This is a genomic window from Hufsiella arboris, from assembly GCF_009834875.1.
Lineage (GTDB): Bacteria > Bacteroidota > Bacteroidia > Sphingobacteriales > Sphingobacteriaceae > Hufsiella_A > Hufsiella_A arboris.
In genome coordinates this window covers 1-1,756 of record NZ_WVHT01000031.1, presented here as the reverse complement: position 1 = coordinate 1,756, position 1,756 = coordinate 1, and the positions used below count along the sequence as shown (strand labels likewise).

At 32.9% G+C, this 1,756-nt stretch carries 2 protein-coding genes; both read left to right on the top strand.

Annotated elements, in window-relative coordinates:
- The first annotated feature begins 48 nt into the window (after window positions 1-48).
- The gene (locus GS399_RS20500) at window positions 49-435 is read left to right on the top strand and encodes a hypothetical protein (RefSeq protein ID WP_160846530.1); all 387 of its coding nucleotides are present in this window, start codon (window positions 49-51) and stop codon (window positions 433-435) included.
- Window positions 436-612: 177 nt separating this feature from the next.
- Window positions 613-861, top strand: a complete 249-nt coding sequence (locus tag GS399_RS20495; RefSeq protein WP_160846529.1) for a hypothetical protein — start codon at window positions 613-615, stop codon at window positions 859-861.
- The last annotated feature ends 895 nt before the right edge of the window (window positions 862-1,756 follow it).

The following is a 1,756-nucleotide window of genomic DNA, read 5'->3' as shown; positions in this document are numbered from 1 at the left end:
AAATTACTCGTAATAACGCGAAATGACGATTAAAGAGCAAAATATATAATGAAAAAAGCATTGCCGACTATCCTTATTGGTTTTATTGCTATCACTTTATTCGACGTTTTAGGTTCAATAACTTCAAGACAAATGAACTTCAGTTATTCCTATCTCGGTCCTATTTCCTTTTTAATCTATATCGCAACTGCATTCGTAATTGCAAGGAGAACAGACAAAAAAATAGCAATTATTTCTACTGCACTTTTAGGCTTATACGATGCAACTGTAGGTTGGAAATTGTCAATTTTTTTACAAGCAAATACAGGTTATCAAAAAATCGAATTTACCAAATTTGTTTTTTTAGCAACTGTGATTTTTGTGACTTTATATGGGGCAATACTTGGCTTTTTAGGTTGGTGGCTTTCTTCAAAAATCTCCCGAACAAAATACTAACAACCAACAATGAAAAATCACGAACCGCTAACAACAGGTTTAAAAAATTGCGGGTGAAGTGCTTTCATTTCCTTCATCACTTTTTATTGAATTTATTGCGGGATGATAGAATTTCTGCAAGTAAAACCGTGAAGTCTTAAACCTGAAAACCGTTAGCATGCAGCACGACCATCAACAATGACAGAGACGAACTTAAATAGCAACGACAAATTACAACTAAAATCAGACATCAAAATCTCTATGGTGTTTGGACTTTTATTTTCAATTGCATTAGTAATTATCGTTGGACTAATTCCTGGTGTTATGTTTATTTTAGGCAAAAGCCCATCAGACGGTTTTGTGACACGTGGCTTAAACATTATCGGACTTTTATTTATTCCGTTTGTTGCTATTTCGTGGACAAATATTCTAAAGTATATACCTTAAAAACGGAAAAAAACTAACTATCAGAACGGACGACTATGAAGTAATAAATAAAAAAGGCACCGCTTATATTTTGACACGCGGCGATAATAAACAGAAAATAAAAATTGACAACGAATTAATTCCTTTCATTAAGCCATCTCAGCCCTTGACAATGGAGATTTCTAATTTTGCTAAATCGCTTTTGTTTATTTCACACGACAGCGACAACTTACTTGACAAACTTTACAATGACGAAAATAAATAGGTTGACGGAGGAATGCACTACTGCTAACACACGTTTGGCGCAATGGGGGATGACATCGTTAATTGAAAGTTTCTGCTTCTATTGTAAATTCGTGCAGGTAGATAATTTAGTTTTCCAAAATTCCCTACTGCGCCAAGCGTGGGAACGTTAGCTGACATTTTAAAAGACAAAGGAATATCATTTTCAATATACAAGACTTTTCGAAACAGTTCTATTTTTATTAAGAATTTGCCTATTCGTAATTCTATTAATTGGAATCTTTACTTTGTCAAATTTTAATGTTGCTTCGTGTTATTTCGTCGCGCCAGGTTTAGGTATCGGATTATTTTTGCTAACGCGAAAATTGGCTGTACATTATGGTAAAGCAGAAATCGATAATGAGAAGGTGACAATTGATTTAACAAAACGAAATCTACAATTTTACCTTAACGATTTAAAATCCTATAAAAAAGTCAACTATAAAAATGGACCTGTTTTATATTTAAAAAGCAATACAAAGAAAATTAGAATTGAAGCTAATAACAATTTTTGTGATTCAACCGACTTTAAAATTTTTATGGAAGATTTAGTGAATTTACTTGATCTGAATAAAAACGCCAGCTAACAGCCGGGTAATACCCTATTCCTTCCTTTAAACCTACATCTATGAAC

What these genes read in the sequence shown, in the direction of transcription:
- GS399_RS20500 (WP_160846530.1), top strand. Translation starts at nt 49, where the DNA reads ATGAAAAAAGCATTGCCGACTATCCTTATTGGTTTTATTGCTATCACT.
- GS399_RS20495 (WP_160846529.1), top strand. Translation starts at nt 613, where the DNA reads ATGACAGAGACGAACTTAAATAGCAACGACAAATTACAACTAAAATCA.